The 25,089-nt window shown below is 74.4% G+C and carries 27 protein-coding genes; 15 read left to right on the top strand and 12 right to left on the bottom strand.

Annotated elements, in window-relative coordinates; translation table 11 throughout:
• The first annotated feature begins 68 nt into the window (after positions 1 to 68).
• The 3 genes from cimA (at position 69) to lplB (ending at position 3,768) form a co-directional block, all read left to right on the top strand.
• A complete protein-coding gene (gene cimA / locus KOV94_RS16700; RefSeq protein WP_268904333.1) occupies positions 69 to 1,700 on the top strand; it encodes a citramalate synthase in 1,632 nt (543 codons plus the stop codon).
• 90 nt (positions 1,701 to 1,790) lie between these two features.
• Positions 1,791 to 2,666: a sensor domain-containing protein gene (locus KOV94_RS16695; protein ID WP_124342024.1), complete on the top strand. Its 876-nt coding sequence runs from the start codon at positions 1,791 to 1,793 to the stop codon at positions 2,664 to 2,666.
• 25 nt (positions 2,667 to 2,691) lie between these two features.
• On the top strand, positions 2,692 to 3,768 hold the full coding sequence (lplB, locus tag KOV94_RS16690; protein WP_218052666.1) for a lipoate-protein ligase small subunit: 1,077 nt from the start codon (positions 2,692 to 2,694) through the stop codon (positions 3,766 to 3,768).
• 78 nt (positions 3,769 to 3,846) lie between these two features.
• Here lplB and KOV94_RS16685 read toward each other — a convergent pair whose 3' ends face one another.
• Together KOV94_RS16685 and KOV94_RS16680 are read right to left on the bottom strand one after the other, a co-directional pair.
• Positions 3,847 to 4,167 carry a DUF202 domain-containing protein gene (locus KOV94_RS16685; RefSeq protein WP_218052665.1) on the bottom strand — a complete coding sequence of 107 codons (321 nt, stop codon included), beginning with the start codon at positions 4,165 to 4,167 and terminating at the stop codon, positions 3,847 to 3,849.
• Positions 4,164 to 4,529: a YidH family protein gene (locus tag KOV94_RS16680; RefSeq protein WP_124342027.1), complete on the bottom strand. Its 366-nt coding sequence runs from the start codon at positions 4,527 to 4,529 to the stop codon at positions 4,164 to 4,166. The genes KOV94_RS16685 and KOV94_RS16680 overlap by 4 nt, the downstream gene beginning before the upstream one ends.
• Before the next feature lie 238 nt (positions 4,530 to 4,767).
• Between KOV94_RS16680 and KOV94_RS16675 the strand changes: the two genes are divergently transcribed.
• Entirely contained in the window at positions 4,768 to 4,953 is a 186-nt protein-coding gene (locus tag KOV94_RS16675; protein ID WP_124342028.1) for a hypothetical protein, read from the top strand.
• A 99-nt stretch (positions 4,954 to 5,052) separates the two neighbouring features.
• On the opposite strand, the gene KOV94_RS16670 is transcribed toward KOV94_RS16675, so the two are convergent.
• Positions 5,053 to 5,820 (bottom strand): YggS family pyridoxal phosphate-dependent enzyme, encoded by a 768-nt coding sequence (locus tag KOV94_RS16670; RefSeq protein WP_218052664.1) that lies wholly within the window; start codon positions 5,818 to 5,820, stop codon positions 5,053 to 5,055.
• 29 nt (positions 5,821 to 5,849) lie between these two features.
• A complete protein-coding gene (ybaK, locus tag KOV94_RS16665; RefSeq protein WP_218052663.1) occupies positions 5,850 to 6,353 on the bottom strand; it encodes a Cys-tRNA(Pro) deacylase in 504 nt (167 codons plus the stop codon).
• A gap of 85 nt (positions 6,354 to 6,438) precedes the next feature.
• Between ybaK and KOV94_RS16660 the strand changes: the two genes are divergently transcribed.
• A complete protein-coding gene (locus KOV94_RS16660; RefSeq protein WP_124342031.1) occupies positions 6,439 to 6,837 on the top strand; it encodes a YccF domain-containing protein in 399 nt (132 codons plus the stop codon).
• A gap of 31 nt (positions 6,838 to 6,868) precedes the next feature.
• Here KOV94_RS16660 and KOV94_RS16655 read toward each other — a convergent pair whose 3' ends face one another.
• From KOV94_RS16655 to KOV94_RS16645, 3 genes are all read right to left on the bottom strand, one after another.
• Complete coding sequence (locus KOV94_RS16655; protein WP_218052662.1) at positions 6,869 to 7,483, bottom strand: VIT1/CCC1 transporter family protein; 615 nt, start codon at positions 7,481 to 7,483, stop codon at positions 6,869 to 6,871.
• 141 nt (positions 7,484 to 7,624) lie between these two features.
• Positions 7,625 to 10,177, bottom strand: coding sequence for a DEAD/DEAH box helicase (locus tag KOV94_RS16650; RefSeq protein WP_218052661.1), 2,553 nt, complete (start codon positions 10,175 to 10,177; stop codon positions 7,625 to 7,627).
• A gap of 117 nt (positions 10,178 to 10,294) precedes the next feature.
• On the bottom strand, positions 10,295 to 11,407 hold the full coding sequence (locus tag KOV94_RS16645) for a right-handed parallel beta-helix repeat-containing protein (protein WP_218052660.1): 1,113 nt from the start codon (positions 11,405 to 11,407) through the stop codon (positions 10,295 to 10,297).
• Positions 11,408 to 11,563: 156 nt separating this feature from the next.
• Between KOV94_RS16645 and KOV94_RS16640 the strand changes: the two genes are divergently transcribed.
• A complete protein-coding gene (locus tag KOV94_RS16640; protein ID WP_218052659.1) occupies positions 11,564 to 12,298 on the top strand; it encodes a glutamine amidotransferase in 735 nt (244 codons plus the stop codon).
• A gap of 91 nt (positions 12,299 to 12,389) precedes the next feature.
• Here the strand turns inward: KOV94_RS16640 and KOV94_RS16635 are convergent, their stop codons facing one another.
• Positions 12,390 to 13,499 carry a right-handed parallel beta-helix repeat-containing protein gene (locus tag KOV94_RS16635; RefSeq protein ID WP_160142894.1) on the bottom strand — a complete coding sequence of 370 codons (1,110 nt, stop codon included), beginning with the start codon at positions 13,497 to 13,499 and terminating at the stop codon, positions 12,390 to 12,392.
• 157 nt (positions 13,500 to 13,656) lie between these two features.
• Between KOV94_RS16635 and KOV94_RS16630 the strand changes: the two genes are divergently transcribed.
• Together KOV94_RS16630 and KOV94_RS16625 are read left to right on the top strand one after the other, a co-directional pair.
• On the top strand, positions 13,657 to 14,619 hold the full coding sequence (locus KOV94_RS16630; protein WP_124343213.1) for an oxygenase MpaB family protein: 963 nt from the start codon (positions 13,657 to 13,659) through the stop codon (positions 14,617 to 14,619).
• A 236-nt stretch (positions 14,620 to 14,855) separates the two neighbouring features.
• A complete protein-coding gene (locus tag KOV94_RS16625) occupies positions 14,856 to 15,554 on the top strand; it encodes a hypothetical protein (RefSeq protein WP_218052658.1) in 699 nt (232 codons plus the stop codon).
• Between the two features lies 1 nt (position 15,555).
• On the opposite strand, the gene KOV94_RS16620 is transcribed toward KOV94_RS16625, so the two are convergent.
• Both KOV94_RS16620 and KOV94_RS16615 read right to left on the bottom strand, forming a co-directional pair.
• Positions 15,556 to 16,809 (bottom strand): acyltransferase family protein, encoded by a 1,254-nt coding sequence (locus tag KOV94_RS16620; RefSeq protein WP_160142898.1) that lies wholly within the window; start codon positions 16,807 to 16,809, stop codon positions 15,556 to 15,558.
• A 52-nt stretch (positions 16,810 to 16,861) separates the two neighbouring features.
• Positions 16,862 to 17,761 carry a 3-methyladenine DNA glycosylase gene (locus KOV94_RS16615; RefSeq protein WP_218052657.1) on the bottom strand — a complete coding sequence of 300 codons (900 nt, stop codon included), beginning with the start codon at positions 17,759 to 17,761 and terminating at the stop codon, positions 16,862 to 16,864.
• Positions 17,762 to 17,875: 114 nt separating this feature from the next.
• On the opposite strand from KOV94_RS16615, the gene KOV94_RS16610 reads away from it, so the two are divergent.
• Positions 17,876 to 18,262, top strand: coding sequence for a DUF1304 domain-containing protein (locus KOV94_RS16610; protein WP_124342605.1), 387 nt, complete (start codon positions 17,876 to 17,878; stop codon positions 18,260 to 18,262).
• A gap of 20 nt (positions 18,263 to 18,282) precedes the next feature.
• Here KOV94_RS16610 and KOV94_RS16605 read toward each other — a convergent pair whose 3' ends face one another.
• On the bottom strand, positions 18,283 to 19,005 hold the full coding sequence (locus tag KOV94_RS16605) for a class I SAM-dependent methyltransferase (protein WP_218052656.1): 723 nt from the start codon (positions 19,003 to 19,005) through the stop codon (positions 18,283 to 18,285).
• 172 nt (positions 19,006 to 19,177) lie between these two features.
• On the opposite strand from KOV94_RS16605, the gene KOV94_RS16600 reads away from it, so the two are divergent.
• Both KOV94_RS16600 and KOV94_RS16595 read left to right on the top strand, forming a co-directional pair.
• Positions 19,178 to 20,662 carry a glycosyltransferase family 2 protein gene (locus KOV94_RS16600; RefSeq protein ID WP_124342607.1) on the top strand — a complete coding sequence of 495 codons (1,485 nt, stop codon included), beginning with the start codon at positions 19,178 to 19,180 and terminating at the stop codon, positions 20,660 to 20,662.
• Positions 20,659 to 20,841: a hypothetical protein gene (locus tag KOV94_RS16595; RefSeq protein ID WP_218052655.1), complete on the top strand. Its 183-nt coding sequence runs from the start codon at positions 20,659 to 20,661 to the stop codon at positions 20,839 to 20,841. The genes KOV94_RS16600 and KOV94_RS16595 overlap by 4 nt, the downstream gene beginning before the upstream one ends.
• On the opposite strand, the gene KOV94_RS16590 is transcribed toward KOV94_RS16595, so the two are convergent.
• Positions 20,821 to 21,909, bottom strand: coding sequence for a heparan-alpha-glucosaminide N-acetyltransferase domain-containing protein (locus KOV94_RS16590; protein WP_218052654.1), 1,089 nt, complete (start codon positions 21,907 to 21,909; stop codon positions 20,821 to 20,823). The two genes, KOV94_RS16595 and KOV94_RS16590, sit on opposite strands and share 21 nt — an antisense overlap.
• A gap of 159 nt (positions 21,910 to 22,068) precedes the next feature.
• Here KOV94_RS16590 and KOV94_RS16585 point away from each other — a divergent pair, with 159 nt between their 5' ends.
• The 4 genes from KOV94_RS16585 to KOV94_RS16570 all read left to right on the top strand — a co-directional run bounded on the left by KOV94_RS16585 (position 22,069) and on the right by KOV94_RS16570 (position 25,086).
• Complete coding sequence (locus tag KOV94_RS16585) at positions 22,069 to 22,887, top strand: methyltransferase domain-containing protein (protein WP_124342610.1); 819 nt, start codon at positions 22,069 to 22,071, stop codon at positions 22,885 to 22,887.
• A gap of 16 nt (positions 22,888 to 22,903) precedes the next feature.
• Positions 22,904 to 23,689, top strand: a complete 786-nt coding sequence (locus tag KOV94_RS16580) for a fumarylacetoacetate hydrolase family protein (RefSeq protein ID WP_162351375.1) — start codon at positions 22,904 to 22,906, stop codon at positions 23,687 to 23,689.
• 135 nt (positions 23,690 to 23,824) lie between these two features.
• Positions 23,825 to 24,409 (top strand): type IV toxin-antitoxin system AbiEi family antitoxin domain-containing protein, encoded by a 585-nt coding sequence (locus KOV94_RS16575; RefSeq protein WP_218052653.1) that lies wholly within the window; start codon positions 23,825 to 23,827, stop codon positions 24,407 to 24,409.
• Positions 24,406 to 25,086, top strand: a complete 681-nt coding sequence (locus tag KOV94_RS16570) for a nucleotidyl transferase AbiEii/AbiGii toxin family protein (protein ID WP_218052652.1) — start codon at positions 24,406 to 24,408, stop codon at positions 25,084 to 25,086. Before KOV94_RS16575 ends, KOV94_RS16570 begins: the two co-directional genes overlap by 4 nt.
• Positions 25,087 to 25,089: the final 3 nt, after the last annotated feature.

The raw sequence follows: 25,089 nt of genomic DNA, 5'->3' as shown, positions 1-25,089 counted from the left end.
CGCCGCCACCCGCAGGTAGCGTCAGGACGCCGCCGGGACGCCCGTCCCCGCACCGAGGAGAGCCGACCGTGACCGCAGCACCCCAGCCCACGGCCCTGTCGTTCGAGGTCTACGACACGACGTTGCGCGACGGCGCCCAGCAGGAGGGCATGAACCTCTCGGTCGCGGACAAGCTCGCGATCGCGCCGCTGCTCGACGAGCTGGGGGTGGGCTTCATCGAGGGCGGCTGGCCGGGCGCGGTGCCGAAGGACACGGAGTTCTTCAAGCGCGCGGCGAAGGAGCTCGACCTCAAGAACGCCGAGCTCGCGGCGTTCGGGTCGACGCGCAAGGCGGGGACGCGGGCCGTCGACGACCCGCAGGTGCGCGCGCTGCTCGACTCGGAGGCGCCGGTCGTGACGCTCGTCGCGAAGAGCGACCTGCGGCACGCCGAGCGCGCGCTGCGCACGACGGGCGAGGAGAACCTCGCCATGATCGCGGACACGGTGCAGCTCCTCGTGCGGGAGGGGCGGCGCGCCGTCGTCGACGCGGAGCACTTCTTCGACGGCTACCGGTTCGACCCGGCGTACTCGCGGGCCGCAGTGCTGGCGGCGTTCGAGGCGGGGGCCGAGGTCGTCGCGCTGTGCGACACCAACGGCGGCATGATCCCGGCCTGGGTCACGCAGATCGTGCACGAGATCCGCGAGGCCGTCGGCCCGGACGCGGTACTCGGGATGCACGCGCACAACGACTCGGGCTGCGCGGTCGCGAACACGCTCGCGGCCGTGGAGGCCGGGTGCGCGCACGTGCAGGGCTGCGTCAACGGGTACGGCGAGCGCACGGGCAACGCGGACCTGCTCTCGGTCGTCGCGAACCTCGAGCTCAAGTACGGCCTGCCGGTGCTGCGTCGCGCCGACGACGCCCCGGGCGGCCTGCCCGAGCTCACGCGCATCGCGCACGCGATCGCCGAGATCACCAACATCTCGCCGTTCGCGCGGCAGCCGTACGTCGGGGCGAGCGCGTTCGCGCACAAGGCCGGGCTGCACGCCTCGGCGATCCGCGTCGACCCCGACCTCTACCAGCACATCGACCCGATGCAGGTCGGCAACGACATGCGGATGCTCGTGTCCGACATGGCGGGCCGCGCGTCGATCGAGCTCAAGGGCCGCGAGCTCGGCTTCGACCTGTCCGGGCAGCCCGAGGTGCTCGGCCGCATCACGGACCGCGTCAAGGACGCCGAGGCCCGCGGGTACACGTACGAGGCCGCGGACGCGTCGTTCGAGCTGCTGCTCGTCGAGGAGGTGCACGGCGCACGCCCGCAGTACTTCCGCGTCGAGTCGTGGCGCACGATCGTCGAGCGGGTCGGGGGCCGCGGCACGCTCGCGACGGCCGAGGCGACCGTCAAGCTGCACGCCGGCGGCGAGCGGATCGTCAGCACCGGTGAGGGCAACGGCCCCGTCAACGCGCTCGACCACGCGCTGCGGCAGGCGCTCGTGCGCGTCTACCCGGAGGTCGAGACGTTCGAGCTCATCGACTTCAAGGTGCGCATCCTCGACTCCATGCACGGCACCGACGCGGTGACGCGCGTCCTCATCGAGACGAGCGACGGCCAGCGGTCGTGGAGCACGGTCGGCGTCGGCCCGAACCTGCTCGAGGCGTCGTGGGAGGCGCTCACCGACTCGACCATCTGGGGCCTGCACGCACGCGGCGTCGCGCCGCGCTGAGATTTCGCCCTCCCGGCTGCCCGGCCGGGACCTAGGGTCGGTGCTGACGGGTGCGCTGACCTGGACCGGCCCGTCGGGAGGAGCGACGACGTGGCGGGCACGCAGCCGCAGGCGGACGGGACCGCGCCCGACGGCGGCCCGCCCGACGGGTCGACGTGGGAGCCGCCGCGGGAGCACCGCGCGCGCGGCTGGTGGTGGCTCCTCGTCGTCGCGGTCGTCGTCGTGGTGGTGCTGCTCGTCGTCCGTCCGTGGGCGACCGCCGCACCCGTGCCGACCCCCTCGGCCGACAGCACCACGACGAGCTCGTCTCCCACGCCGACGCCCACCGTGAGCGTCGTGCCCCCCGCGGACGAGGCCGTGTTCGACGCGACGACCCTCGGCTCCCTGTTCGTCACGGACACGGACCTCGAGACCGACGTGCCGGCCGCGCGCGACGGCATCGACCGGACCGACACGGGGGAGATGGTCTGGGGGCTGCCCGAGGGCTCGAGCGTCGACCCCGCGTCGTGCACGACCGCCGTGACCGTGGTCGCCGCGCCACCTCCCGCCTACGGCGGACGCATCTGGGCGAACGACGCGATGACGTTCGTCCAGCAGGTGACGGTGCTGCCCGACCCGGCGTCGGCCCGCCAGGCGTTCGCGCAGCTCGTCACGACCGTCGACGCGTGCCCCACCTACTCCCAGGTCAACCCCGGCGTCGACGGTGCGACCTGGACCGCCGACGCGGCGATCGAGGGGCAGGGGGTGTACCCGTCGATCGTGCAGCCGGTGGTGCACGCCGCCGAGGGCGACGAGGTGCCGGCGTACCGCGGCCACCTCCTGGTCGGGAACGCGATCGTGACGTGGACGGCCTCGGCGCTCGCGGACGCGGACGCGCAGGCCGCGCTCGACACGCTGGGCGACCCGGAGTCGCTCGACACGATGGTCCAGCACCGCGCGCAGGAGGCGGTGCTCGCCCTGGGCTGACGCGCAGTCCGCCTAGGGTGGGGGCGTGCACGGCGAGTACAAGGTTCCGGGCGGCAAGCTCGTGGTGGTCGACGTCGACGTGGTCGACGGCGTCCTGAGCGGCACGAGCGTGAGCGGCGACTTCTTCCTCGAGCCCGACGAGGCGCTCGACGTCGTGCGGTCCGCGCTCGACGGCCAGCCCGCGGACGCCCCGACGTCGCGGTTGGCGGCCGTGGTGGACGACGCGCTCGCGACGGCGCACGCGGAGGGCCGCCTCTCGCAGCCGCCGGTCATGGTCGGCTTCGACGCGCGCGCCGTGGCGGTCGCGGTGCGCCGCGCGCTCGGGCTGTCGACGGCCTGGGCGGACCACACGTTCGAGGTCCTGCACCCCGGCCCGCTGCCGCCCGCGGTCCACACGGCGCTCGACCAGGTGCTCACCGAGGAGCTCGCGGCGGGCCGGCGGGGGCCGACGCTGCGGTTCTGGGAGTGGGTCGAGCCGGCGGTGATCATCGGGTCGTTCCAGTCGCTGCGCAACGAGGTCGACCTCGAGGCGGTCGAGCGGTACGGGATCACGGTGGTGCGCCGCGTCTCCGGTGGCGGCGCGATGTTCATGGAGGCGGGGAACTGCATCACGTTCTCGCTGGTCGTGCCCGCGTCGCTCGTGGACGGCATGAGCTTCGAGGAGTCGTACGCGTTCCTCAACCAGTGGGTGCTGGGTGCGCTCGCCGACGTGGGCGTGCGCGCGGAGCTCAGCGGGCTCAACGACATCTCGTCGCCTGCGGGGAAGATCGCGGGCTCGGCCCAGAAGCGGGTCGTCGGCGGCGCGGTGCTGCACCACGTGACGATGTCGTACGACATCGACGCCGCGAAGATGCTCGAGGTCCTGCGGATCGGGCGCGAGAAGCTGTCCGACAAGGGCACGCGGAGCGCCAACAAGCGCGTCGACCCGGTGCGCTCGCAGACGCACCTGCCGCGCGAGGCGGTGATCGCGGCGTTCCGGGCGCACTTCGAGGCGCACTACGCCACGCGCGCGGGGGAGCTGCGGCCCGACGAGCTCGCGCGGGCGCGGGAGCTCGCGCGCACCAAGTTCGCCGACCCCGCGTGGACGGCGCGCGTGCCCTGACCCGGGGGTCCGGAGTCGCCGGTCGTCCCGTCGCGCGCGCACGCGGTCCGGCGGCGGGCCCGCGACGGCCGCGAGGCGTCAGGTGGTCCCGTGCGCCAGGACGACCACCAGCGCGGCGACGCCGAGCAGCGTGACGCCGACGGCGCACACGCCCACGAGCTGACCGCCGGGCCGCTCACCGCGGCTGGTCGCGAGCAGCCAGCCCCGGCGGCGGCCGGCGGCCAGGAGCACCAGACCGGCGCCCACCAGGCCCGCGAGCCCCAGCACCCAGGCGACGGGTCCGACGACGTCCTGCAGCAGCCGCCCACCGGCCACGCCGCCCGCAGCGAGCCCGAGCGCGGTGCGCCGCCACGCGAGCCGCGTCCGCTCGGCCGCGAGCCCCACGTCCTCGACGGTCACGACAGCAGCAGCCCGAGCAGGACGAGCACGCCCGCGACGAGCACCCCGACGACGAGCGCGAGGAACCCGACAGGGGGCGGCAGGGGGTCGCCGCGGCGCATCGCCCGCTCGGCACGCGCCCACCCCAGCCACGCGAGCAGAGGAGCGGCCGCACCGAGCACGACGAGCAGGGTCGCGGCGGCGAGCCGGAGGCGCGGCTCGACGGGCAGGTCGAGCGCCTCGAGGGCGACCCCGCCGGCGAGGAGGGCGAGCGAGGTGCGGACCCAGGCGAGGAAGGTGCGCTCGTTGGCGAGCGAGAACCGGGCGTCGGGCTCGTCGCCGGTGCCGTAGACCCAGCGGGGGCGGCGGGTGTCGGGGGACATGGCCCCATCCTCGCGTCAGCCGCGGCGGTCGAGCGTCACGCACGACACGACCGACCGGACCGGCTGCGCGAGGCTCGGACGGCACTGGCACGGCCGACGCGCGACCACGGGGAGCGCGACGCGCCTGCCGGTGCCCCGCGTCGTCACCTGGACGTGCGACCTGCGTCACGCCGCCGCGACGTATCTGACGCACGCGTGGCGCCTCCTGAACGGCGACCGGGTGAGGGAGGGGACGATCGTGACGCTGCTCGAGCGCGACCTGCGCCGGATGCACGTGCTGCACCAGCGCGAGCTGCACACGCGCCTGCACCGCAGCGCCCGCGCGGAGCTGCGCACGGCCCAGGAGGTGCTGCTGCGCGGCGGACATCCCGCACGCACCGACCGAACCGCGAGCCGGCGCGCCGAGGCGGGCGCAGCCCGCTGACGTGCGCCGCCCGCTGGCAGGCGCAGCCCGCTGACGGCGGTACGTGGGCCACGAGGCCCGACGTCGCGCACGACGCTGCCGCACTGGTGAGCCGGTGCGTCAGAGCGGCGGACGGGCGCCGAACACCGCCGAGCCCACGCGGACGAGCGTCGCGCCGTGCCGGACGGCGATCTCCAGGTCCCCGCTCATGCCCATCGACAGCCCGCGCGCCTGCGCGGTCCCCGGGGCGCCGGACGCGACGACGTCGTCGCGCAGGGCGGCCAGAGCCGCGTACCCCGCGCCCACCGCCACAGGGTCGGGCGACCGGAGCCCCACGGTCATGAACCCCGCGAGGCGCAGGCCGGGGAGGGCCGCGACCGCGATCGCGAGGTCGGTCGCCGCTTCGTGCGGCACGCCGTGCTTGGTCGGCTCGCCCGAGACGTTGACCTGCACCAGGACGTCGAGCGGGACGGCCCGGTCGGTGCAGCGCTCCGACAGGCGCCGCGCGAGCGCGATCGACTCGACCGACTCGACGCACGACACCCAGCGCAGGGCGGCGTTCACCTTGTTCGACTGGAGCGGGCCGATGAGGTGCGTCACGGGCGCCAGGTCGGCCAGGTCCGGCCCCTTCGCGACGAGCTCCTGCACGCGGTTCTCGCCGATCAGGACCGGGGCGAGCGACGGGTCCGCCTCGACCGCCGACGCGTCGGCGGCCAGCGCGGCACGCACGCGCGCGGCGTCGACCGTCTTCGTGGCGAGCAGCACCCGCACGGACCGCGGGTCACGTCCGGCCGCGGCGCAGGCCGCCGCGACGCGCGCGCGCACGGCGGCGAGGCGGTCGGCCAGCAAGGTGCGCTCGTCGTCGGCGCCGGACGCGGTCTCGGTCACGGCGTCAGACGGTACCGCGCGGCCCGCGGTCAGCCGCGCGCGATGTCGGCGACGGTCGCGGACGTGAGCCGGACGAGGTCGTCGGGCGCGAGCTCGACGTCGAGGCCGCGGCGACCGCCCGAGACGAACACGGTGTCGAACAGCCACACCGTCTCGTCGACGACGGTCGGGTGCGCGGTCTTCTGGCCGAGCGGCGAGATGCCGCCGACGACGTAGCCGGTCGCGCGCTCGGCGTCCGGCTTCGCCGCCATCGCCGCCTTCTTGCCGCCGGCCGCGTGCGCGAGCGCCTTGAGGTCGAGCTTCCCGGTGACCGGCACGACCGCGACCGTGAGGCGGCCGTCGACGCTCGTCATGAGCGTCTTGAAGACCTGCTCCGCGGGGACCCCGAGGACCTGCGCGGCCTCGAGCCCGTACCCGACGTCGCTCGCGGGGTCGTGATCGTAGGGATGCGCGGTGTGCGGCACCCCAGCCGCGGCGAGCGCGACGAGCGCGGGGGTGCCGGTCGGGGCGTGCTTCGCGTCCTTCTTGGCCACGGGCGCCAGCCTAGGACGCGCACGCACGCACCGGGCGGGCCGTCCGGGCCGTCACGCGGGTCTCGCGAGGTGCGAGGCTGGGGGCGTGAACACCCTGCTCAACGTCATCTGGCTCGTCTTCGCGGGATTCTGGCTCGCGCTCGGCTACGTCGCCGCGGGCGTGCTGTGCTGCCTGCTCATCGTCACGATCCCGTTCGGGATCGCGTCGTTCCGCATCGCCGGGTACGCGCTGTGGCCGTTCGGGCGCACGGTCGTCGACAAGCGGACCGCGGGCGCGTGGTCGACGATCGGCAACGTCATCTGGGTCGTCGTCGCGGGGATCTGGCTCGCGATCGGCCACGTCGTCACGGCGATCCCGCTGTTCGTGTCGATCATCGGCATCCCGATGGGCATCGCGAACCTCAAGATGATCCCGGTGTCGCTGCTGCCGCTCGGCAAGGAGATCGTCCCCACGGACCGCCCGTTCGCGGCCTACGGCGCCTGACGCCGGCGTCGCCGCGCGCCACCCGCCGGCGTCAGAGCGCGAGCCCGACGACGCTGCCGACGCCGTAGGTGACGGCCATCGCGAGACCGCCCCCGATCACGTTGCGCAGCACGGCCCGGCGGACGGGTGCGCTGCCGGCCCGGGCGCTCAGCGCGCCGGTCACGACGAGCGCGACGATCACGGCCGCAGCGACGACCGGCACGCGCGCACCGGCGGTCGGGACGAGCAGCACCGCGAGGACGGGGACGAGCCCGCCGACGAGGAACGCGACGAGCGACGCCCCGGCGGCGTGCCACGGGTCGGTGAGCTCGGTGTCGTCGTCGAGGGCGCCCGTCGCGATGCCCGCGCGCTCGGCGTCGCGCTGCGACGAGACGGAGACGTACTCGCCCGCGGCCATGGAGAGCGCCCCGGCGACCAGGCCTGCGATGCCCGCGGTGACGACCGCGGACCGGGCGGGTGCGGCGCCGGCGACGCCGACGACCATCGCGGCGACGGACACGATGCCGTCGTTCGCGCCGAGGACGGCGGCGCGGAGCCGGTTGAGGCGGCCGGCGCTCAGGGGCTCGGGGGCCGGTGCGGACGGCTCGACAGGGCTCCCGGCGGGGGAGCGACGCGGTCCGACGAGGTGGGTCGACAGGACGCTCATGCGTCCACCGTAGGCACGTCGCCGGGCCTTGTCATCGCAGGAAAGGCTGGCCTGACCTGCGGAAACACAGTCGAGCCTTACCTCACTGAGCCTCGCCTCACCGCCGCCGACGGCCAGCGGGAGGCCCGTGCGCGGGGTCCGTCAGAGCGGCCCGACGGCCGTCACGCGGAGCTGCACCTCGCCCGTCTCGTCCGAGCCCGCCAGGTCGACGACGGCGTCGACCCGCCAGTCGTGGTCGCCCTCGGGGTCGTCGAGCAGCTGCCGGACCTGCCACGTCGTCGGGGTCGCCGTCACCTGGAAGAGCGCCGGTCCGCGTGCCGCCGGCCCGGTGAGGACCTCGTCGTGGTCGTCGTAGAACGGGTCGAGCGCCTCGGCCCAGCGGTCCGACGTCCACGGCGTGCCCTCGTCGTCGCGGTCCCCGAGCGCGGCGAGCGGGTCGTACGCCTCCCGGGCGAGCAGCTCGACGCGGCGGAACAGCGCGCCGCGGACCAGCGCGCGGAAGACCCGCGGGTTGGCGGTGATCGGCTCGGGGGTGTCGTCGTCGGTGCCGCCGGGCGCGTCGGCGCCGGGCTCGTCGAGCGGGTTCGACAGGCGCTCCCACTCGTCGAGCAGGCTCGAGTCCGTGCGGCGGACCAGGTCGCCGAGCCACTCGACGATCTCCCACAGCTCCTCGGTGCGGGCGTCCTCGGGGACCGTCTGGCGCAGCGCGCGGTACGCGTCGGCGAGGTAGCGCAGCAGCACGCCCTCCGTGCGGTCGAGCTGGTAGTGCGACACGTACTCGGCGAACGTCATCGCCTTCTCGTGCATCTCGCGCACGACCGACTTGGGCGACAGCGCGAGGTCGGCGACCCACGGGTTGGTCTGCCGGTAGGTCGTGAACGCGGCCTCCAGCAGCTCCGCGAGCGGCTTCGGGTACGTGACGTCCTCGAGCAGCGCCATGCGCTCGTCGTAGTCGAGGCCGTCGGCCTTCATCGCGGCGACGGCCTCGCCGCGGGCGCGGTTCTCCTGCGCCGCGAGCACCTGGCGCGGGTCGTCGAGCGTCGCCTCGAGGACCGAGACCACGTCGTGCGCGTACGCCGGGTCGTCGCGGTCGAGCAGGTCGAGCGCGGCGTACGCGAACGGCGACAGCGCCTGGTTGAGCGCGAAGTTCGCGGGCAGGTCCTGCGTCAGACGGACCGCGCGGCGGCGGCCGTGGGGCGCCGACCGGTCCTCGACCCACGGCCGCTCGACCACGCCCGACGCACGCAGCGACCGGTAGACGGCGATCGCGCGGCGCACGTGCCGGCCGCGCGCGGACTCCGGCTCGTGGTTGTCGGTGAGCAGACGCGTCATGTGCGCGACCGGGTCGCCGGCGCGGGCCAGCACGTGCAGGACCATGGCGTGCGACACGGCGAACGACGACGTCAGCGGCTCGGGCGGCGCGTCGCGCAGGCGCTCGAACGTCTTGTCGGTCCAGTTCACGTGACCGGCGGGCGCCTGCTTGCGGACGATCTTCTTGAGCTTGCGCGGGTCGTCGCCCGCCTTCTCCAGCGCCCGACGGTTCTCGATGACGTGCTCGGGCGCGAGCACGATGACCTCGCCGACGGTGTCGAACCCGGCACGGCCCGCGCGCCCGGCGATCTGGTGGAACTCGCGCGCCGACAGGTGCCGCATGCGCACGCCGTCGTACTTCACGAGGCTCGTGAGCAGCACGGTCCGGATGGGCACGTTGATGCCGACGCCGAGCGTGTCCGTGCCGCACACGACGGGCAGCAGGCCCTTCTGGGTGAGCCGCTCCACGACCCGGCGGTACTTCGGCAGCATGCCCGCGTGGTGCACGCCGACGCCGTGCCGCAGCAGGCGCGACAGCGTCCGGCCGAAGCCGGGCCCGAACCGGAACGCGCCGAGCTCCGCGGCGATCGCGTCCCGCTGCTCGCGGCTCGCGAGCGTCGTCGACAGCAGCGACTGCGCGCGCTCGACGGCCTCCTTCTGCGTGAAGTGCACGACGTAGACGGGGGAGCGGCGCGTCGTCACGAGCTCGTCGAGCAGCTCGTGCAGCGGCTCGACCGCGTACGTGAACGTCAGCGGGACCGGGCGCTGCGCGTTCGCGACGACGGCCACGTCGAGGCCCGTGCGGCGGTGCAGGTCGTCGCGGAAGAACGTGACGTCGCCGAGCGTCGCCGACATCAGCAGGAACTGCGTGCGCGGCAGCTCGAGCAGCGGCACCTGCCACGCCCAGCCGCGCTGCGGGTCGGCGTAGAAGTGGAACTCGTCCATGACGACCTGGCCGACGTCGGCGTCCTCGCCGTCGCGCAGCGCGAGGTTCGCGAGGATCTCGGCGGTGCAGCAGATGATCGGCGCCGTCGGGTTGACCGCCGAGTCGCCCGTCATCATGCCGACGTTCTGCGAGCCGAACGCCTCGACCAGCGCGAAGAACTTCTCGCTGACCAGCGCCTTGAGCGGTGCCGTGTAGTACGTGCGACGGCCCTGGGCCAGCGCGACGAAGTGCGCGGCGGTCGCGACGAGGGACTTCCCCGAGCCCGTCGGCGTCGACAGGATCACGTGCGCGCCCGTGACGAGCTCGAGGAGCGCCTCCTCCTGATGCGGGTACAGGGCGAGCCCGCGGTCGGCGGCCCACCCCGTGAACGCCTCGTACAGCGCGTCGGCGTCGGTCGGGTCGGCGGGGATCCGCTCGGCGAGGGTCGCGGTGCTCATCGCGGTCGATGCTCCCACGCGCACGGGCGGTCGCGTGCCCCCGTGGCGCCCGTGGCGGTCGGGGTCAGGTCGCCCGGGCCGGCACGGGGACGGTCCCGCACCGGCCCGGGCGTCACGTCACGACTGCGGCTTCGAGCCCTTGCAGACGACGCCCACGCACTGCGGCTGGTTGCCGTTGCCCTTGGCCTTGTTCTTGCCGCCGTCGACCACGCCGGGCGCGTGGATGCCCCAGCCCCGGTTGTAGTTCGCGGTGTTCTTCGTGAGCCGGGTATTCGGACCGCCCTCGATCTCGTCGAAGAAGATCGCGTCGTCGTTCCGCTCGAACAGGTTCCCGCGCAGCAGCGTCTCGGGGAACCAGGTCGGGTCGGAGCCGTCGGTGCGGAAGCCCAGGCCGTTCCCGCGGAACACGTTGTCGACGATCTCGGCCGAGCTGGACTGCAGATCGATCGCCGTGCCGTTGTCGAGGAACTCGGTGCCGCTCACGTGGTTGACGCCCCACACCGAGAAGGACGCGAGCCCCACCTCGTTGCGCTCGACGACGGAGTCGACGATGTCCGCGCCGAAGAAGCGGGCGTCGACCGCGACGCCGTTGTCCGCGAGCGTCGACCGCTCGACGGAGCAGCCGGACTCGTCGCAGTGCAGGCCCGTCGAGTTGTTCTCGATGCGCGAGTCCTCGATCGCGACGCCCGCCGTGATGAGGTTGACCGCCGTGCCGTTGCCGGTGAACACCGACCGCACGACGTGCGCGAACCCGTAGAACGCCCCGATGCCGTCGGAGTTGGCGGTGAAGACCGAGTCGCTCACCTCGTACGTCTTGCCGGACGCGCCCCAGCGGCCGGACGGGTCGACGCCCGTGCCGTTCTCGGTGAAGGTGACGTCGGCGATCGTGACGACGCCGTCGATCTCGAACTCGGGCTCGTCGTTGCGGATCCCCGTGCTCCAGCCGGCGATCGTGCCGTCGTGGACGCCCGCGTCGCCGAGCACCTGGACCAGCACGCCGACGCCCGAGCCGGGGCCGCGCAGCGTGTGGCCGCCGAGGTCGAGCGTGACCCCCTCGGCCAGCTCGAGCCCGCCCGCACCCGCGGGACACGTGAGGTCGGCGGTCAGCACCGAGTCGGTGGTGAGCACCGCACCGCAGCCCGGGACGGGCGTGGCGGCGAGCGACGGCGTGGCGACGAGCGCACCACCCGCTGCGAGGACGAGACAGGACAGCACGGACGGCAGACGCATGACGGATCCCCCTGTGGACGCGGCACCCCGGCGAGGCGGGGCTGTCGGCGCCAGTCTGGCGGCGACGGCGGCCCGGCATGTCCGGTATGCCCCTTCTTCGCCCGGGTGAATCGTGCCCGGCGAGAAGCCGCGGAACGCCGGTGGCACGCTCGACGCATGAAGCCGTTCGTCCTGCTCGCGTCCCGGTCGCAGGACGTCGCCGCCGACGCGGAGTACGCGGCGATGCTCGCCTACGGCGGCCTCCGACCCGAGGAGCTCGTCCGGGTCCGCATGGAGGCCGGCCCGCTGCCGGACCTCGACCTCGACGCGGTGTCCGGCATCCTCGTCGGCGGCAGCCCCTTCGACGCGAGCACCCCGCAGGACCAGAAGTCCGCGGTCCAGGTGCGCGTCGAGACGGAGGTGTCCGCCCTGCTCGACGAGGTCGTCGACCGTGACCTGCCGTTCCTGGGCGCCTGCTACGGCGTCGGGACGCTCGGCGTGCACCAGGGCGGTGTGATCGACCGCGTGCACGCCGAGCCGATCTCGGCGGTGCGCGTCACGCTCACGCCCGACGGGCGCGCCGACCCGCTGCTCGCCGACGTGCCGGACACGTTCGACGCGTTCGTCGGGCACAAGGAGGCGTGCCGCGTGCTGCCGCCCACCGCGACGCTGCTCGCGTCGTCCCCGGCGTGCCCCGTGCAGATGTTCCGCGTCCGCACGAACCTCTACGCGACTCAGTTCCACCCCGAGCTCGACGTCGACGGCATCTCGACCCGCATCCGCGTCTACCGGGAGTACGGCTACTTCCGGCCCGACGAGGCCGACGCCGTGCTCGCGGGGGTCCGCGGCGCCGACGTGTGGGCGCCGCCCCGGATTCTCGCGGCGTTCGTCCGGCGGTACGCGCGCGACTGACCCGGACGGCGACGGTGGCCGCCGGCGGGGTCGGCGGGCCGGTGCGCGGCGCCCGTGAGCCCGCCGCCGCACCGGCTCCCCGTCGTCGCCGTCAGGACGTCGTGCAGACCACCCCGACGCACTGCGGCTCGGTGCCGTTGCCGCGCGCGACGTTCCCACCGAGGTCCGTGACGCCGGGCGTCCAGATCCCCTTGCCGGTGCTGCGCCGGACGTCGTTCCCGCCCACCTGCACCGACTCGTCGCCGTTCTCGATCACGATGCCGTCCCCGTTGAGGCGCAGCGTGTTGTTCAGGATCGTCGCGTCGTAGACCTCCAGGTCGGCGGGTCGCGTCCCGATCCCGACGCCGTTGCCCCGCAGGACGTTGCCCTCGACGTGCACGTCGAGCCGACCCACGCCCACGCCGAGGCCGTTCGACGTGAAGTGCGAGCCCTGCACCACTCCGCCGAGCGCGTTCGCCGTGTCCACACCGACGTCGTTGCCGACGAACCGGCTGGACCCGACCGTCGCGAAGCCGTTGTACATCGGGCCGACGCCCGTCCCGTTGTCGACGAACGTCGAGCGGGTGACCGTCAGCGACGCCTCGGACGCTCGGACGGCCGCACCGTTCCGCGTGAACGTGCTGTCGGACACCGTCGCGTCGCCGCCGCTCCAGATGCCGGACCCGTTGTCGCTGAAGGTCGACGCACGCACGTCCACCTCCGCGAACCAGCCGCCCTCGACCGCGATGTCGAGCGAGCGGAACGTCGACCGCTCGATCGTCGTCGCCTTCCGGAACCGGCCCGTGCCCGACTCGCCGGACGCGTCGACGCCCACGCGGGCGTCCTGGACGGTCACGCGCGTGACGGTGAGCGGGCCCGACTCCACGCCGGGGTCGTCCGGGTCGGCGTCCGCCCACGTGTCGATCCCGCTGCCCCAGCCGGCGACCGTGCCGTTGCGCACGACCACGGGCCCGCTCCACGCGACCTCGACCCCGTTCCCGGTCCCGGGGCCGCGCAGCGCGTGGCCGCCGAGGTTGAGCGTGACCCCGGGGGCCAGGCGGAGGCCCGGTCCGGTCGTGCACACGAGGTCCGCGAGCAGGGTCGTGCTCCTGGTCAGGGTCTCCCCGCAGGTCGGCTGCGGCGGGCGTGCGGACGCCGGTGTCGCCACGAGCGCGGCGCCGAGCGCGAGGACGGTGGACAGGACGAGCGGACGGCGACGCATGCGGACCCCCTGGCGTGACGGCCCGCCGGCGTCGGTGCCGCGGGCACGATGCGTCGAGCCTGCCCGTCCGAGATGTCCCGGAACAACCGGTTCGGGCGGGTTCGGCGGGTGAAACGTGCGCTCGCGGACCGGGGGACGCCGGGAGACGATCGGCCGCATGACGACGACCGACGACCGCAGCACCGACCGGCCGGCGCCGCGTGCACCGCGGCTCCGGCCCTCGGGGTGGGTCGCCACCGCCCGACGCGAGGTCGGCACCCGCCTGTTCCTGCGCGTGGCCGGGCCCGACGGGGTCGAGCAGCGCGACCGGATCCACGGGACGCCCGGGCCGCGGTGGTTCCCGACGGGCAGCGCGATCCGGACGGTCCACGGCGACGCGTCGATGTTCGTCGGCGGGATCCGCGCGCTGCTGCTGCAGTCGCTCCACCCCGCGGCGATGGCGGCCGTCGGCGCCCACTCCGGGTACCGGGGCGACCCGTGGGGGCGGCTCGCGCGCACGAGCACGTTCCTCGCCGACACGGTGTTCGGTACGGCCCACGACGCAGAGGCCGCGGTCGAGCGCGTCCGCGCGGTGCACCGGCGGATCCGCGGGACGACCCCCGACGGTGTGCCGTACGCCGCGGACGACCCGCAGCTGCTGCGCTGGGTGCACGTCGCCGAGATCGACAGCTTCCTGCGCGCGCACCGCCGGTACGGCAGCCACCCGCTCGACGCGCGGGGCGCCGACGCGTACGTCGCGCAGGCCGCCGTCGTGGGGCGGGCGCTGGGTGCCGCGGACGTGCCGACGACGGTCGCGGACCTGGCGGCCGCGATCGAGGACTTCCGTCCCGTCCTCGGCCCGAGCGACGCCGCGCGCGACGCCGCCCACTTCCTCCTGCACGAGCCGCCCGTCCCGCTGACGATGCGTGCGGGGTACGTCGGGCTCGCACGGGCCGCCGTCGCGTCCCTGCCCGGCTGGGCGCTCGACGACCTCGGCGTGGCCCGCCCGGGCCGGGTGCGGCGACGTGTGGACGCGGCCGCGGGCGCGGGTGCGACGCGCGCGATCCGGTGGCTGCTGGCCGCCGACTCCGCGGGCCGGGTCACGTACGGCGACGACGTGCCGGCCGCGCAGGGACGCTGACCGCCCGATGCCGCGCGTGCCCGCCGACGACACGCCGCCCGACGCCCGCGCCGCGGGCACGGGCCGGGCCCACGTGCCGTGGGCCGCGTCCGCTCGCTCCGCCGGGTGAGTTCGCGCCCGCACAGGGCCGGTCGGGTGGTCGTTCCGCCGGAACCGTCCCCTTCGTCCCGCCCCGGGACCATGATGAGGCTGGCGGTCCGGCAGCGCGGCCGCCGCGGGCCGGAGGACGGTGGTCCATGGCGTCGACCGAGGAACGGGCGACCCGCGCGCGGGCCGTGTGCGGGGAGTGCCGCCACGCGTGGGCGGAGCACCCGGGAGCGCTGCACGCCGCCTCCGTCGTGGGCGCGTGCGCGCGGTGCGTCCTCGACGTGGAGCACGGCGACCGGCCGGTGGCGTGCGAGGTGCACGCGCCGTCCGCGGTGGCCGCGGCCGCCCCGCGCGTCGACTTCGCCGTGACCCTCGGCCCCGCCTCGCGCGCGGCCGGCCTGGGGACCCTGCTCGACGCGGTGCGGCCCGACGCGGTCGCGGTCGCGTTCGACCTGCCCGAGGACGAGGCGAGGAGCTGGACGGCCGAGGCGAGCGCCGCGTCGGCGGTGCTCCGGGCCGCTGCGGGGCTGCCCGCCGACACCCGGTACCGCACGGTGGACTGGCTGCCGGTGGACGACGCCGTGTGGGCGGCGTTCCGTGCGGTCGTGCCGCACGTGTACACCGCCGACGTGTGGGGGGCGCGCGGCGTCGGCGACTCGCTGCTGGAGGCGAACGACGAGGGCACGTCGGTCGTGGCGCGGCTCGGCCCGGACCAGTACGCGGCCGCGCTGCACCGCCTGCCGGCGGACGCGCTGACGGTCCTGCCGCGGCGCGCCACGCTCCTGCGGCGCGTCGCCACGTGGCGGCCCGGGCGGCGTGACCCGCGACCGGCACGCGACGCGGGGTGAGTCAGCGGGACGTGCCCAGGCGCTCGCCGGTCGGTGCGGGCACCGGGGCGGTCGATGCGGGCGTGGGCCCGGTCGGTGCGGGCTCCGGCGCGGGGACGCGGGCCCGCCGCCGTCCGACCGCCCGCCCGGCGCGCTGCGACAGCCGGTGCGACGGGCGTTCGACGACGACGTAGAACAGCGCCGCGCACGCGAGCGACACGGGGACCGCGACGGCGACCGTCAGCCCGGGACCGACGGTCGCGGTCCACGCGATCGCCACAGCCGTCACCACGGGCTCCTGCACGAGGTAGAGGCTGAACGAGCGCGTCCCGAGCCACTGCACGGGCGGGGACTCGAGGAGGCGGCGGAGGACCGGCCCGTGCCACGCGCAGAACACCGCGAGCGTCGCGCCGGCGACCCCGGTCGTGTGCCCGACCGCGGCGACGAGCTCGCTCGGCGTCGCGACGAGGAAGATCAGCCAGTAGGCGCTCACGGCGACCACGACACCCGCGTACGCGAGCGTCCACCCGTGTCGGCGTGCGTCGAGCGCGGCCGCGAGCCGGTGCAGGCGGTCCCGCTCGAACGCCATGACGACCCCGAGCCCGAAGACGGGCAGGTACCGCAGGGGGCCGAGCGAGTTCACGACCCACCCCACGCCGACCAGGGCGAGCAGGAGGACCGCGACCGCGGGCAGCCACCGGCGCAGCAGGCGCGCGACCAGCAGGTACACCGGCAGGAGCAGCGAGAACCAGACCTCCCACTGGAGCGTCCAGAGCGACCCGTTGAGCGCGTCGACGCCGCCCAGCAGGAGCGCGTCGCGCGGCACCCCGGACGGCGACCACGACTCGCGGTGCTGCAACCACGTCGACCCGACGCCCTGGTGCCGGTCGACCAGGACGGCCGTGACCCACGCGAACGCGAGCGAGCCCCACACGGGGAGGTAGAGGCGCAGGAGCCGGCGCACGTAGTAGACGTCCCAGCGGGCGGGCGCGCCCGACGCGGCGGGGAGGGCGAGCACGAGCCCGGACAGCACGAAGAACACGAAGACGGCGCTGGTGCCGTCCCACAGCAGGTGCAGCGGCGTCGCCGTGAGGAACCACTGCCACGTCCACGGGTCGAACCGCACGGGGTCCTTGAGGTACGGGCCGAGGAGGACCGCGGACGTCAGGAAGCTGTGGTGGACGACGACGACCAGGGCGGCGACGCCGCGCAGTCCGTCGAGGGACGCGAGGCGCCGCGAGTCCGGCCGGGGCGGTCCGACGGGCGTGTGCGTCACGCCAGACGACGCTAGACGAATGTCCGGGTGGTGTGTCCGGATCGTCCGGATATCACCCGGTCGACGTGAGCGTGCGGCACACGTCGAGCAGCCGCGACCGCAGCGCGTTCCCCTCGGCTGCGTGCTCGCGCTGACGCCGGACGTACTCGGCCTTGCCGTCGACCGTCTCGATCGCGACCGGCGGCAGCCCGTAGGCCGTCACGTCGTACGGGGAGGCCTGCAGGTCGAGCGTGCGGATGCGCCGCGCGAGGGCGAAGCAGTCGAGCAGCAGCGCGCCGGGCACGGCGGGCCCGAGCTTGAGCGCCCACTTGTAGACGTCCATGCCGGCGTGCAGGCAGCCCGGCTGCTCGAGCGCGACCTGCTGCTCGCGCGTGGGCTGCAGGACGTTGCGTGCGACGGCCTCGGGCGTGAAGAAGCGGAACGCGTCGAAGTGCGAGCAGCGGATCCGGTGCGACTCGACGACCGCGTCGGTCCCCGCGCCGCCGAGCCGCAGCGGCAGCGGGTGGCGGTGCGCGTCGTCACCCTCGCGGTAGACCATCGCCCACTCGTGCAGCCCGAAGCAGCCCGTGAACGCGGGCCGGTCGAGCGTGGCGGACAGCAGCCCGGCGACGAACCGCACGGTGTCGCCGCGGTCGGCGAGGAACGCGTCGACGTCGAGCGCGACCGCGCCGTCGTCGGTCACCGCGTACCAGCGCCACTGCGCGTGCGGTGCGGGGACGTCGTCCGCGGGCGCGAGCCCGACACCGGGTCCGGGGTGCCACCGGCGCAGCGTCGCGGGCTTGGTCGGGTAGTACTCGAACAGGAAGTCCTCGATCGCGTGCCGCTCGCCGCGCGCGCGCCGCTCGCGGTGGCCGGCCGTGAACGCGTCGGCCCGCTCGGCGTGCGCGGCCGCGAGCGCCTGCCACCGGGCGGCGGGCAGCGCGCGCGGCGGCGCGTCGGCGGTCGTGGTCACGTCCCCAGGGTAGGTCGACCCGCGGAGGCTCTCGACGCCGACCGAGCGGGAGCCGGCGCGCGCCCGTCGGGGCCCGCCTGGCGCACGGCGCGACCGGACCGACAGACTGTCGTCGTGCTCACCGTCGCCCTGGTCCTCGCCGCCCTCGCGGGCCTCCTGCACGTCTACATCTTCGTGCTCGAGTCGCTGCGGTTCGACCGTCCCGAGGTCCACCAGCGGTTCCGCACCCGGACCGAGGACGTGCCCGCGGTGCGCGCGTGGGCGTACAACCAGGGCTTCTACAACCTGTTCCTCGCCGTCGGGGCCTTCGCGGGCGTCCTGGTCGCGGCCACCGGACCGGACGACGTGGGCCTCGCGCTCGTGCTCCTCGCGTGCGGCTCGATGCTCGCGGCGGCGCTGGTCCTCGTCGCCACCGACCGCCGGATGGTGCGCGCGGCCGCGTCCCAGGGCACGATCCCGCTGCTCGCCGTCGTGGCGGCCGTCGTCGCGCTCGCGGCCTGAGCCGCCGCGTCCCGACCGGGTCAGTCGCGACGCGCGACGAACACCCACTCGCGTCCCGGGCGGTCGGGCGCGTCGCGCACCTCGAGGACCGTGAAGCCCGCGTCCGCGAGCGAGGCCACCACCTCGTCGTGCTCGCGGAAGCGCAGCGTCGAGTCCGACGCCAGCACCGTCCCGTCGGCGAACGCGTACGTGGACCGGAACGTCACGAGGCCGGGGGAGACGTCGAGCAGGTCGGTCCACGTCTCGACGACCCCCACGCCGGGCACGTCGTCGCGCGACCACGTCCGCTCCCGCACCCAGTCGCGCCACGCCTCGCGCGCCGGCACCCGGGTCTCCAGGACCAGGTGCCCGCCCGGGCGGACCGCGGCGTGCAGGCCGCACAACGTCGCGGCCCAGTCGTCGTCGGCGACGAAGACCTGCGCGACGTTCCCCGTCATGACCGCGAGGTCCACGGCGAGCGGCGGCAGCGTCGTCGCGTCCCCGTGCACCCAGCGCACGCGGTCCGCGTCCGGCTTCGCGCGCGCGACGTGCAGGGACGCGACCGCGGGGTCGACACCCACGACGTCCACACCCCGGCGGGCCAGCAGGACCGCGAACGTGCCGGTGCCGCAGCCCACGTCGAGCACCGTCCGGGCGCCGAGCTCGTCGACCAGCGCGGCGTACACGTCGAGGTCGGACCGGTCGGGGTCGAGCGGGTCGTAGAGCGCGGCGAGACGGGGGTCGGTGAACGCGGCATCGGGCACGACGCGAGGCTACGGGGGTCTCGCACCGTCCGGACGACGCGCCGTCGCTGCGCACGCGAGGTGGCGCAGGCCTGGATAGCGTGGCCGCAGGGGCGTGCAGCAGGGGGCGTCGCGATCCGCAGCAGAGACGTCCGGCACGCGGCGGGCCGCCCCGTGACGGACCGGAGGACCGATGGTCGACATCCTGCGCGACGTGCTCGTCGCGCTGCTCGTGGCGTGCGTCGCCATGGCGCTCATCCCCGTCGTCGGGGGCATCGTGCTGTACGGCATCGTGCCGTTCCACGCGGTGCGGTCGCACCTGCGCCGGGCGGGTGCCTACCTGCCGCGCGTCGTGGTGCTGATCCCGGCCTGGAACGAGGCGCCCGTGCTCACGGCGTCGCTCGAGCGGCTCATGGCCCTCGAGTACCCGCCCGACCGGTTGCGCGTCTTCGTCATCGACGACGCGAGCACCGACGACACGCCCGCGGTCGTCGGCGCGGTCGCCGAGCGGTTCCCCGGGCAGATCGTCCACCTGCGGCGCGAGCAGGGCGGCCAGGGCAAGGCGCACACGCTCAACCACGGGATCCGGCGGGCGCTCGCGGACGACTGGATGGAGGCGCTCCTCATCATGGACGCCGACGTCGTCTACCGGCCCGACTCGCTGCGCCGCATGACGCGGCACCTCGCGGACCCGCGCGTGGGGGCGGTGTCGGCGTACATCCGCGAGGGCTCGCGGCGGCCGAGCGCGGTCACGCGGTTCATCGGCTACGAGTACGTGACGGGACAGGCGGCCGCGCGTCGCGCGGAGAACGTCGTGGGGGCGATGGACTGCCTCGCGGGCGGTGCGCAGCTGCACTCGCGCGTCAACATCGAGGCGATCGGCGGGCAGGTCGACACCTCGACGCTGGCCGAGGACACGATGACGACGTTCATGACGCAGCTCGACGGGCGACTGGTCGTGTTCGATCCGTCGGCGGTCGTGCTCGCGGAGGAGCCGGACTCGGTCACGGGCCTGTGGAAGCAGCGGCTGCGGTGGGGGCGCGGCAACGTGCAGATCTCCAGCCGGTTCCGGCGGATGTGGTTCCGACCGACCCGGCAGCACCGGCTCGGCTCGTTCCTCTTCGGCTTCATGTGGTTCGCGATCTACCTGCTGCCGTTCTTCATGACCGCGGCGAGCGTGGGCCTCATCGGTCTCTTCCTGCTCGACGAGCTGCTCGCGACCTGGATGTTCCAGGCGCTGTGGTGGGCGGCGATCACCGCGTACGTCTTCATCACGGCGACGACGCTCATGCTCGACCGGGAGACGGCACGGCGGTCGTGGCTCGAGGCGCTGATGTTCCCGGGGCTGGGCTTCCTGATCATCATGGCCGCGGTGTTCGTGCCCGGGCTCTGGGACGAGCGCATCCCCGCGGCGCTGGACCTGCAGCTGGGGCCCGTCGCGGTCACCGCCTGGACGCTGCTGCTGTACGCGTGGCCCGTGCTGTCGATGGTGTGCGCGTGGGGCCTCAAGCAGCTCGAGCGCGCACCGGGCGGCCGTCGGGCGGTGCGCTTCCTCATCTACCTCGTGGGGTACGGGCCGGTGCTGTGCGCGGTGTCCGCGGACGCCTACCTCAAGGAGTGGCAGGGCGCGGCGCAGGTGTGGGACAAGACCGAGAAGAAGGGCACGGTGGCGGCATGAGCACCCCGACGTCACGCACCGAGGAGGAGCGCGGAGCCTGGTGGGCGACGCTCGCGCCGGACGCGCTCGAGGACGAGATCCGCGTCAACCTGCGGGCCGAGCGGCGGCTCGTGCCGATCGCGCTGGTCGCGGGCGCGCTCACGGTCGTCATCCTGCTGCTACGGGCGTTCCTGGCCTGACGGGGAGCCGACCGGCGCTCCCGCCCCGGTCCGCGCGGGCGGGTCGGGCAGCGGGTCGGGCCGGACGTCGGCGGCGCGCGTCGAGACGCCGTGCAGGACCCGCTCGAACGGCCCGCGCCCGAGGGCGGCCCGCCACGACCAGCACAGCACCGTCGTCGTCACGAGGAACGCGAGCCACGACGCGACGGCCGGGGCGTAGACGACGCCGTCGCCGAGCAGGGCGATCACCACGACGTGCACGGTGTAGGCCGACAGCGCGAGCTCGCCGACGGCGGCGACGGGGCTGACGACGTGCGGCGCGGCCTCGGCGACGACGAGGCACGCGACGAGCACGAGCAGCGCGACGCCCGTGTTGCCGAGCACCTCGAACGTCGTCGAGGAGTGCGGCTCGGTCGTCGCGACGGACACCGGCCAGCCCAGCGCGTCGCGCGCGACCCACGCGCCCACGTGGCCGAGCACGACGAGCCCCGCGCCGGTCGCGGCGGCGACGAGCCGCACGCGTGGGGAGCGCAGGTCGCACCGGCCCACCGCGAGGCCGGCGAGCAGGTAGGCGAGCCACACGACGGCCGGGTAGAAGTGGCCGACGGCGATCTCGGCGAGGAGCGTCGGCCGCGGTTGCCACGCCTCCTGCCCGGCCTCGAGCAGCGTGCGCACCACCGGCCCGGCGACCGCGACCGCGGCCGCGACGACCAGCAGGGTCCGCACGGACCACCGCAGCGCGAGGCAGCCGACGGCGAACAGCACCGCGTACGTCGGCAGGATCACCGCGACGGGCGTGCCGAGCATGACGAGCAGCTCGCCCAGCATGAACAGCAGCACCGCACGCACGAGCACGCGCAGCCGTGCCTGGACCAGCCGCGTGCCGGCGACGGGGGACGCGCCGCCGGACAGCAGCGCGAGGCCGATGCCGGCCAGGACGACGAACAGCGCGGACGGCCGGCCGTCGGCGAGCTGCGCGAACCCGCCCGGGACGACGCGCGAGCCCGGGTCGTCCGGCCCGACGTGGGCGGTCATCATGCCGAGCACGGCGAGGCCGCGCGCGACGTCGACTCCGGCGATGCGGCGCATGGGTCGATCATGCCGGTCCGTCGGGTGCGGCGGACCGTGCGCGCCGTGTGCGTGCCGCCTGCGCCGTGCGCTCGCGCTGCGGACCGTCGGGGTCTCAAGGCTCGGAACGATTCGTCCCGTGCCTTGAAACCGACTCCGCTCAGGTGATTAGAGTCTGGTGTGAACACCCCCGTCCACGCCGACGTCTACACGCACGGGCACCACGAGTCGGTGCTCCGGTCGCACCGCTGGCGTACCGCCCAGAACTCCGCGGCCTACCTGCTGCCGCACCTGACGCCGGGGCAGAGCCTGCTCGACGTCGGCTGCGGACCGGGCTCCGTGACCATCGACCTCGCGGCCCGCGTCGCGCCCGGCCGGGTCGTCGGTGTCGACGTCTCCGCCACGGTCGTCGACGTCGCGCGCACCGCCGCGGCCGACGCCGGGACCGACGTCACGTTCGACGTCGCCGACGCGTACGAGCTCCCGTTCCCCGACGACTCGTTCGACGTCGTGCACGCCCACCAGGTCCTCCAGCACCTGTCCGACCCCGTCGCCGCCCTGCGCGAGATGCGCCGCGTCGCGAAGCCCGGTGGCGTCGTCGCCGTCCGCGACGCCGACTACTCCGGCATGACGTGGTACCCGCCGTCGCCCGGGCTCGACGAGTGGCAGGCGCTGTACCAGGAGGTCACGGAGGCCAACCGCGCCGAGGCCGACGCCGGCCGCCGCCTCCTGTCGTGGGTGCGCGCCGCCGGCTTCGACCCCGCCGGCATCGCGCCCTCCGCGGGCGTCTGGTGCTACGCGACCCCCGAGGACCGCACCTGGTGGGCCGACCTGTGGGCCGACCGCTGCACGAAGTCGAACTTCGCCGCGCAGGCCATCGACCACCACCTCGCCGACGAGGTCGGCCTCGAGCTGCTCGCCGACGCGTGGCACGAGTGGGGTGCCCAGCCCGACGGCTGGTTCGCCGTGCTGCACGGCGAGGTCGTCGCGCGCGCCTGACCCGTAGGCTGGTCACGTGCGCATCGCCCGCTTCACCACAGGTCAGGACCCGCGCTACGCCGTCGTCGAGGGCGACCCCGGCGCGGAGGAGCTGGTCGTCCTCACCGGCGACCCGATCTACACGCCGATCCAGCCGACGGGGGAGCGGCGCCGCCTCGACGACGACGGCGTCCGCCTGCTCGCGCCCGTGATCCCGCGGTCCAAGATCATCGGCGTCGGTCGCAACTACGCCGACCACGCGGCCGAGCACGGCAACGAGGTCCCGACCTCGCCCCTGCTCTTCCTCAAGCCGAACACGTCCGTGATCGGCCCCGACGACCCGATCGTCCTGCCCGACTGGACCGAGCACGTCGAGCACGAGGCCGAGCTCGCCGTCGTGATCGGCAAGGTCACCAAGGACGTCAGCCCGGAGCGCGCGCTCGACCACGTGTTCGGCTACACCGTCGCCAACGACGTGACGGCGCGCGACATCCAGCGCAGCGACCTGCAGTGGACCCGCGCCAAGGGCTTCGACGGCTCGTGCCCCATCGGCCCGTGGATCGTCCCCGGCCTCGACGTCGAGGACCTCGCGGTCACCGCGCGCGTCAACGGCGTCACGAAGCAGGACGGGCGCACGTCGCAGATGGTCTTCGACACCGCGTACCTGGTGTCGTACGTCTCCGAGGTGTTCACGCTGCTGCCCGGCGACGTCATCCTCACCGGCACGCCTGCGGGCGTCAGCCCGATCGTCGACCGCGACGTCGTCGAGGTCGAGGTCGAGTCCATCGGCGTCCTGCGCAACCCGGTCCTGCGCCGCGGCTAGGGCCCGTCTCGCACCCGGCGGTGACCGTCGGTTCGGCGCCCACGGCCCCTCGGTGGACGAGAAACCCCCTCTTGTGTCGCAATCTGATAACACATAAGAATACGTGTGCACGGATAGCGACAGGTCAGGGGGCTCATGGACCGCATCGACGCCCTCCCGCGGACCGCCTTCACGCTGGACGACGCCGCAGCAGCAGGTCTCAGCGCGCGGACCATCCAGCGCCTCGCCGCTGACGGTCTCCTCGAGCGCGTCGCGCAGGGGCTGTACCAACGTCCCGACTCCGCCACGTACGACGTCGACCTCTACGCGGCGGTGTCCCGGGCGCCCGAGGCTACCCTCTGCCTCACATCCGCACTCGTGCACCACGAGCTGATCGACGCGATCCCCGCGTGGACCGACCTCGCGCTGCCCCGCGGCTCTCGTCGCCCCGCTTCGGCGAGCACGGTCCGGTGGCACCTGTTCGACGCCGAGACCTTCTCGGTCGGGCGCACGACGACCAACATCGAGGGCACGGGCTCGACCGTCGGGCTGTACACGGCCGAGCGGTCCATCGTCGACGCGTTCCGACTGCGCCACGAGATCGGCTACGAGACCGGCATCGAGGCTCTCCGAACATGGCTGCGTCGGCGCGGCAACACGCCGGCTGCCCTGTTGAGCGTCGCTAGGACGCTTCCACGCGCGCAGGGACCGCTTCGAGAGGCGCTGAACTACCTCACGTGAGACCAGGACAGACGTACGCCGCTCTGAAGCGCGAGGCCACGGCACGAGGTCGGGCGTTCGGCGAGATCGTCACGCTCTACGCGCTCGAACGGTTCCTCGCGCGTCTGACGCAAACGCCGTACCGCGACGACTTCGTCCTCAAGGGTGGCGTCCTTCTCGCTGCCCACGGACTGCGCCGGCCGACTCGCGACATCGACGCCCAGCTCGTCGACCAGACGCTCGACGAGGTGCACCTGCGTGCCGTCGTCCGAGCAGTCGCCGAGCTGCCGGTCGACGACGCGCTCGTGCTGCACGTCGAGGATGCGTGGGTCGAGCAGATCCGCGATGAGGACGACTACGCCGGCCTGCGGCTTCACGTGCCCGCGCACGTGCACACGTTCGACGTCAGGACGTTCACCATCGACGTCTCCACCGGTGACCCCATCAGACCGCGCGTCGACACCGTCGCACTTCCCTCGATCCTCGGAGACGAACCCGTCACGCTGCGTGCGCACCCGCTGCCCACGGTCGTCGCCGAGAAGACCGTGACGATCCTCCAGAGGGGTGTCACCAGCACCCGCTGGCGCGACCTCATGGACGTCGTCTCGCTCGCTCGCACCACGGGTTCGACGCAAGTGAGCTCGCCGACGCCGGCGCGGCGACCGCGCAGCATCGCGGAGTCGAGCCGGGACCTCTAGCGC

Origin of the sequence: Cellulomonas algicola, from assembly GCF_019024305.1 — a bacterium.
In the GTDB taxonomy this organism is placed as follows: Bacteria; Actinomycetota; Actinomycetes; order Actinomycetales; family Cellulomonadaceae; genus Cellulomonas; species Cellulomonas algicola.
Note: the sequence above shows the minus strand (reverse complement) of the source record. Positions and strands in the feature narration are given on the sequence as shown.

Excerpts from the sequence above, each read along its gene's own strand:
- KOV94_RS16680 (WP_124342027.1), bottom strand. The coding sequence starts at position 4,529 with ATGTCCCCCGACACCCGCCGCCCCCGCTGGGTCTACGGCACCGGCGAC.
- KOV94_RS16655 (WP_218052662.1), bottom strand. The coding sequence starts at position 7,483 with ATGAGCGTCCTGTCGACCCACCTCGTCGGACCGCGTCGCTCCCCCGCC.
- KOV94_RS16650 (WP_218052661.1), bottom strand. The coding sequence starts at position 10,177 with ATGAGCACCGCGACCCTCGCCGAGCGGATCCCCGCCGACCCGACCGAC.
- KOV94_RS16645 (WP_218052660.1), bottom strand. The coding sequence starts at position 11,407 with ATGCGTCTGCCGTCCGTGCTGTCCTGTCTCGTCCTCGCAGCGGGTGGT.
- KOV94_RS16640 (WP_218052659.1), top strand. The coding sequence starts at position 11,564 with ATGAAGCCGTTCGTCCTGCTCGCGTCCCGGTCGCAGGACGTCGCCGCC.
- KOV94_RS16635 (WP_160142894.1), bottom strand. The coding sequence starts at position 13,499 with ATGCGTCGCCGTCCGCTCGTCCTGTCCACCGTCCTCGCGCTCGGCGCC.
- KOV94_RS16630 (WP_124343213.1), top strand. The coding sequence starts at position 13,657 with ATGACGACGACCGACGACCGCAGCACCGACCGGCCGGCGCCGCGTGCA.
- KOV94_RS16625 (WP_218052658.1), top strand. The coding sequence starts at position 14,856 with ATGGCGTCGACCGAGGAACGGGCGACCCGCGCGCGGGCCGTGTGCGGG.
- KOV94_RS16600 (WP_124342607.1), top strand. The coding sequence starts at position 19,178 with ATGGTCGACATCCTGCGCGACGTGCTCGTCGCGCTGCTCGTGGCGTGC.
- KOV94_RS16595 (WP_218052655.1), top strand. The coding sequence starts at position 20,659 with ATGAGCACCCCGACGTCACGCACCGAGGAGGAGCGCGGAGCCTGGTGG.
- KOV94_RS16590 (WP_218052654.1), bottom strand. The coding sequence starts at position 21,909 with ATGCGCCGCATCGCCGGAGTCGACGTCGCGCGCGGCCTCGCCGTGCTC.
- KOV94_RS16575 (WP_218052653.1), top strand. The coding sequence starts at position 23,825 with ATGGACCGCATCGACGCCCTCCCGCGGACCGCCTTCACGCTGGACGAC.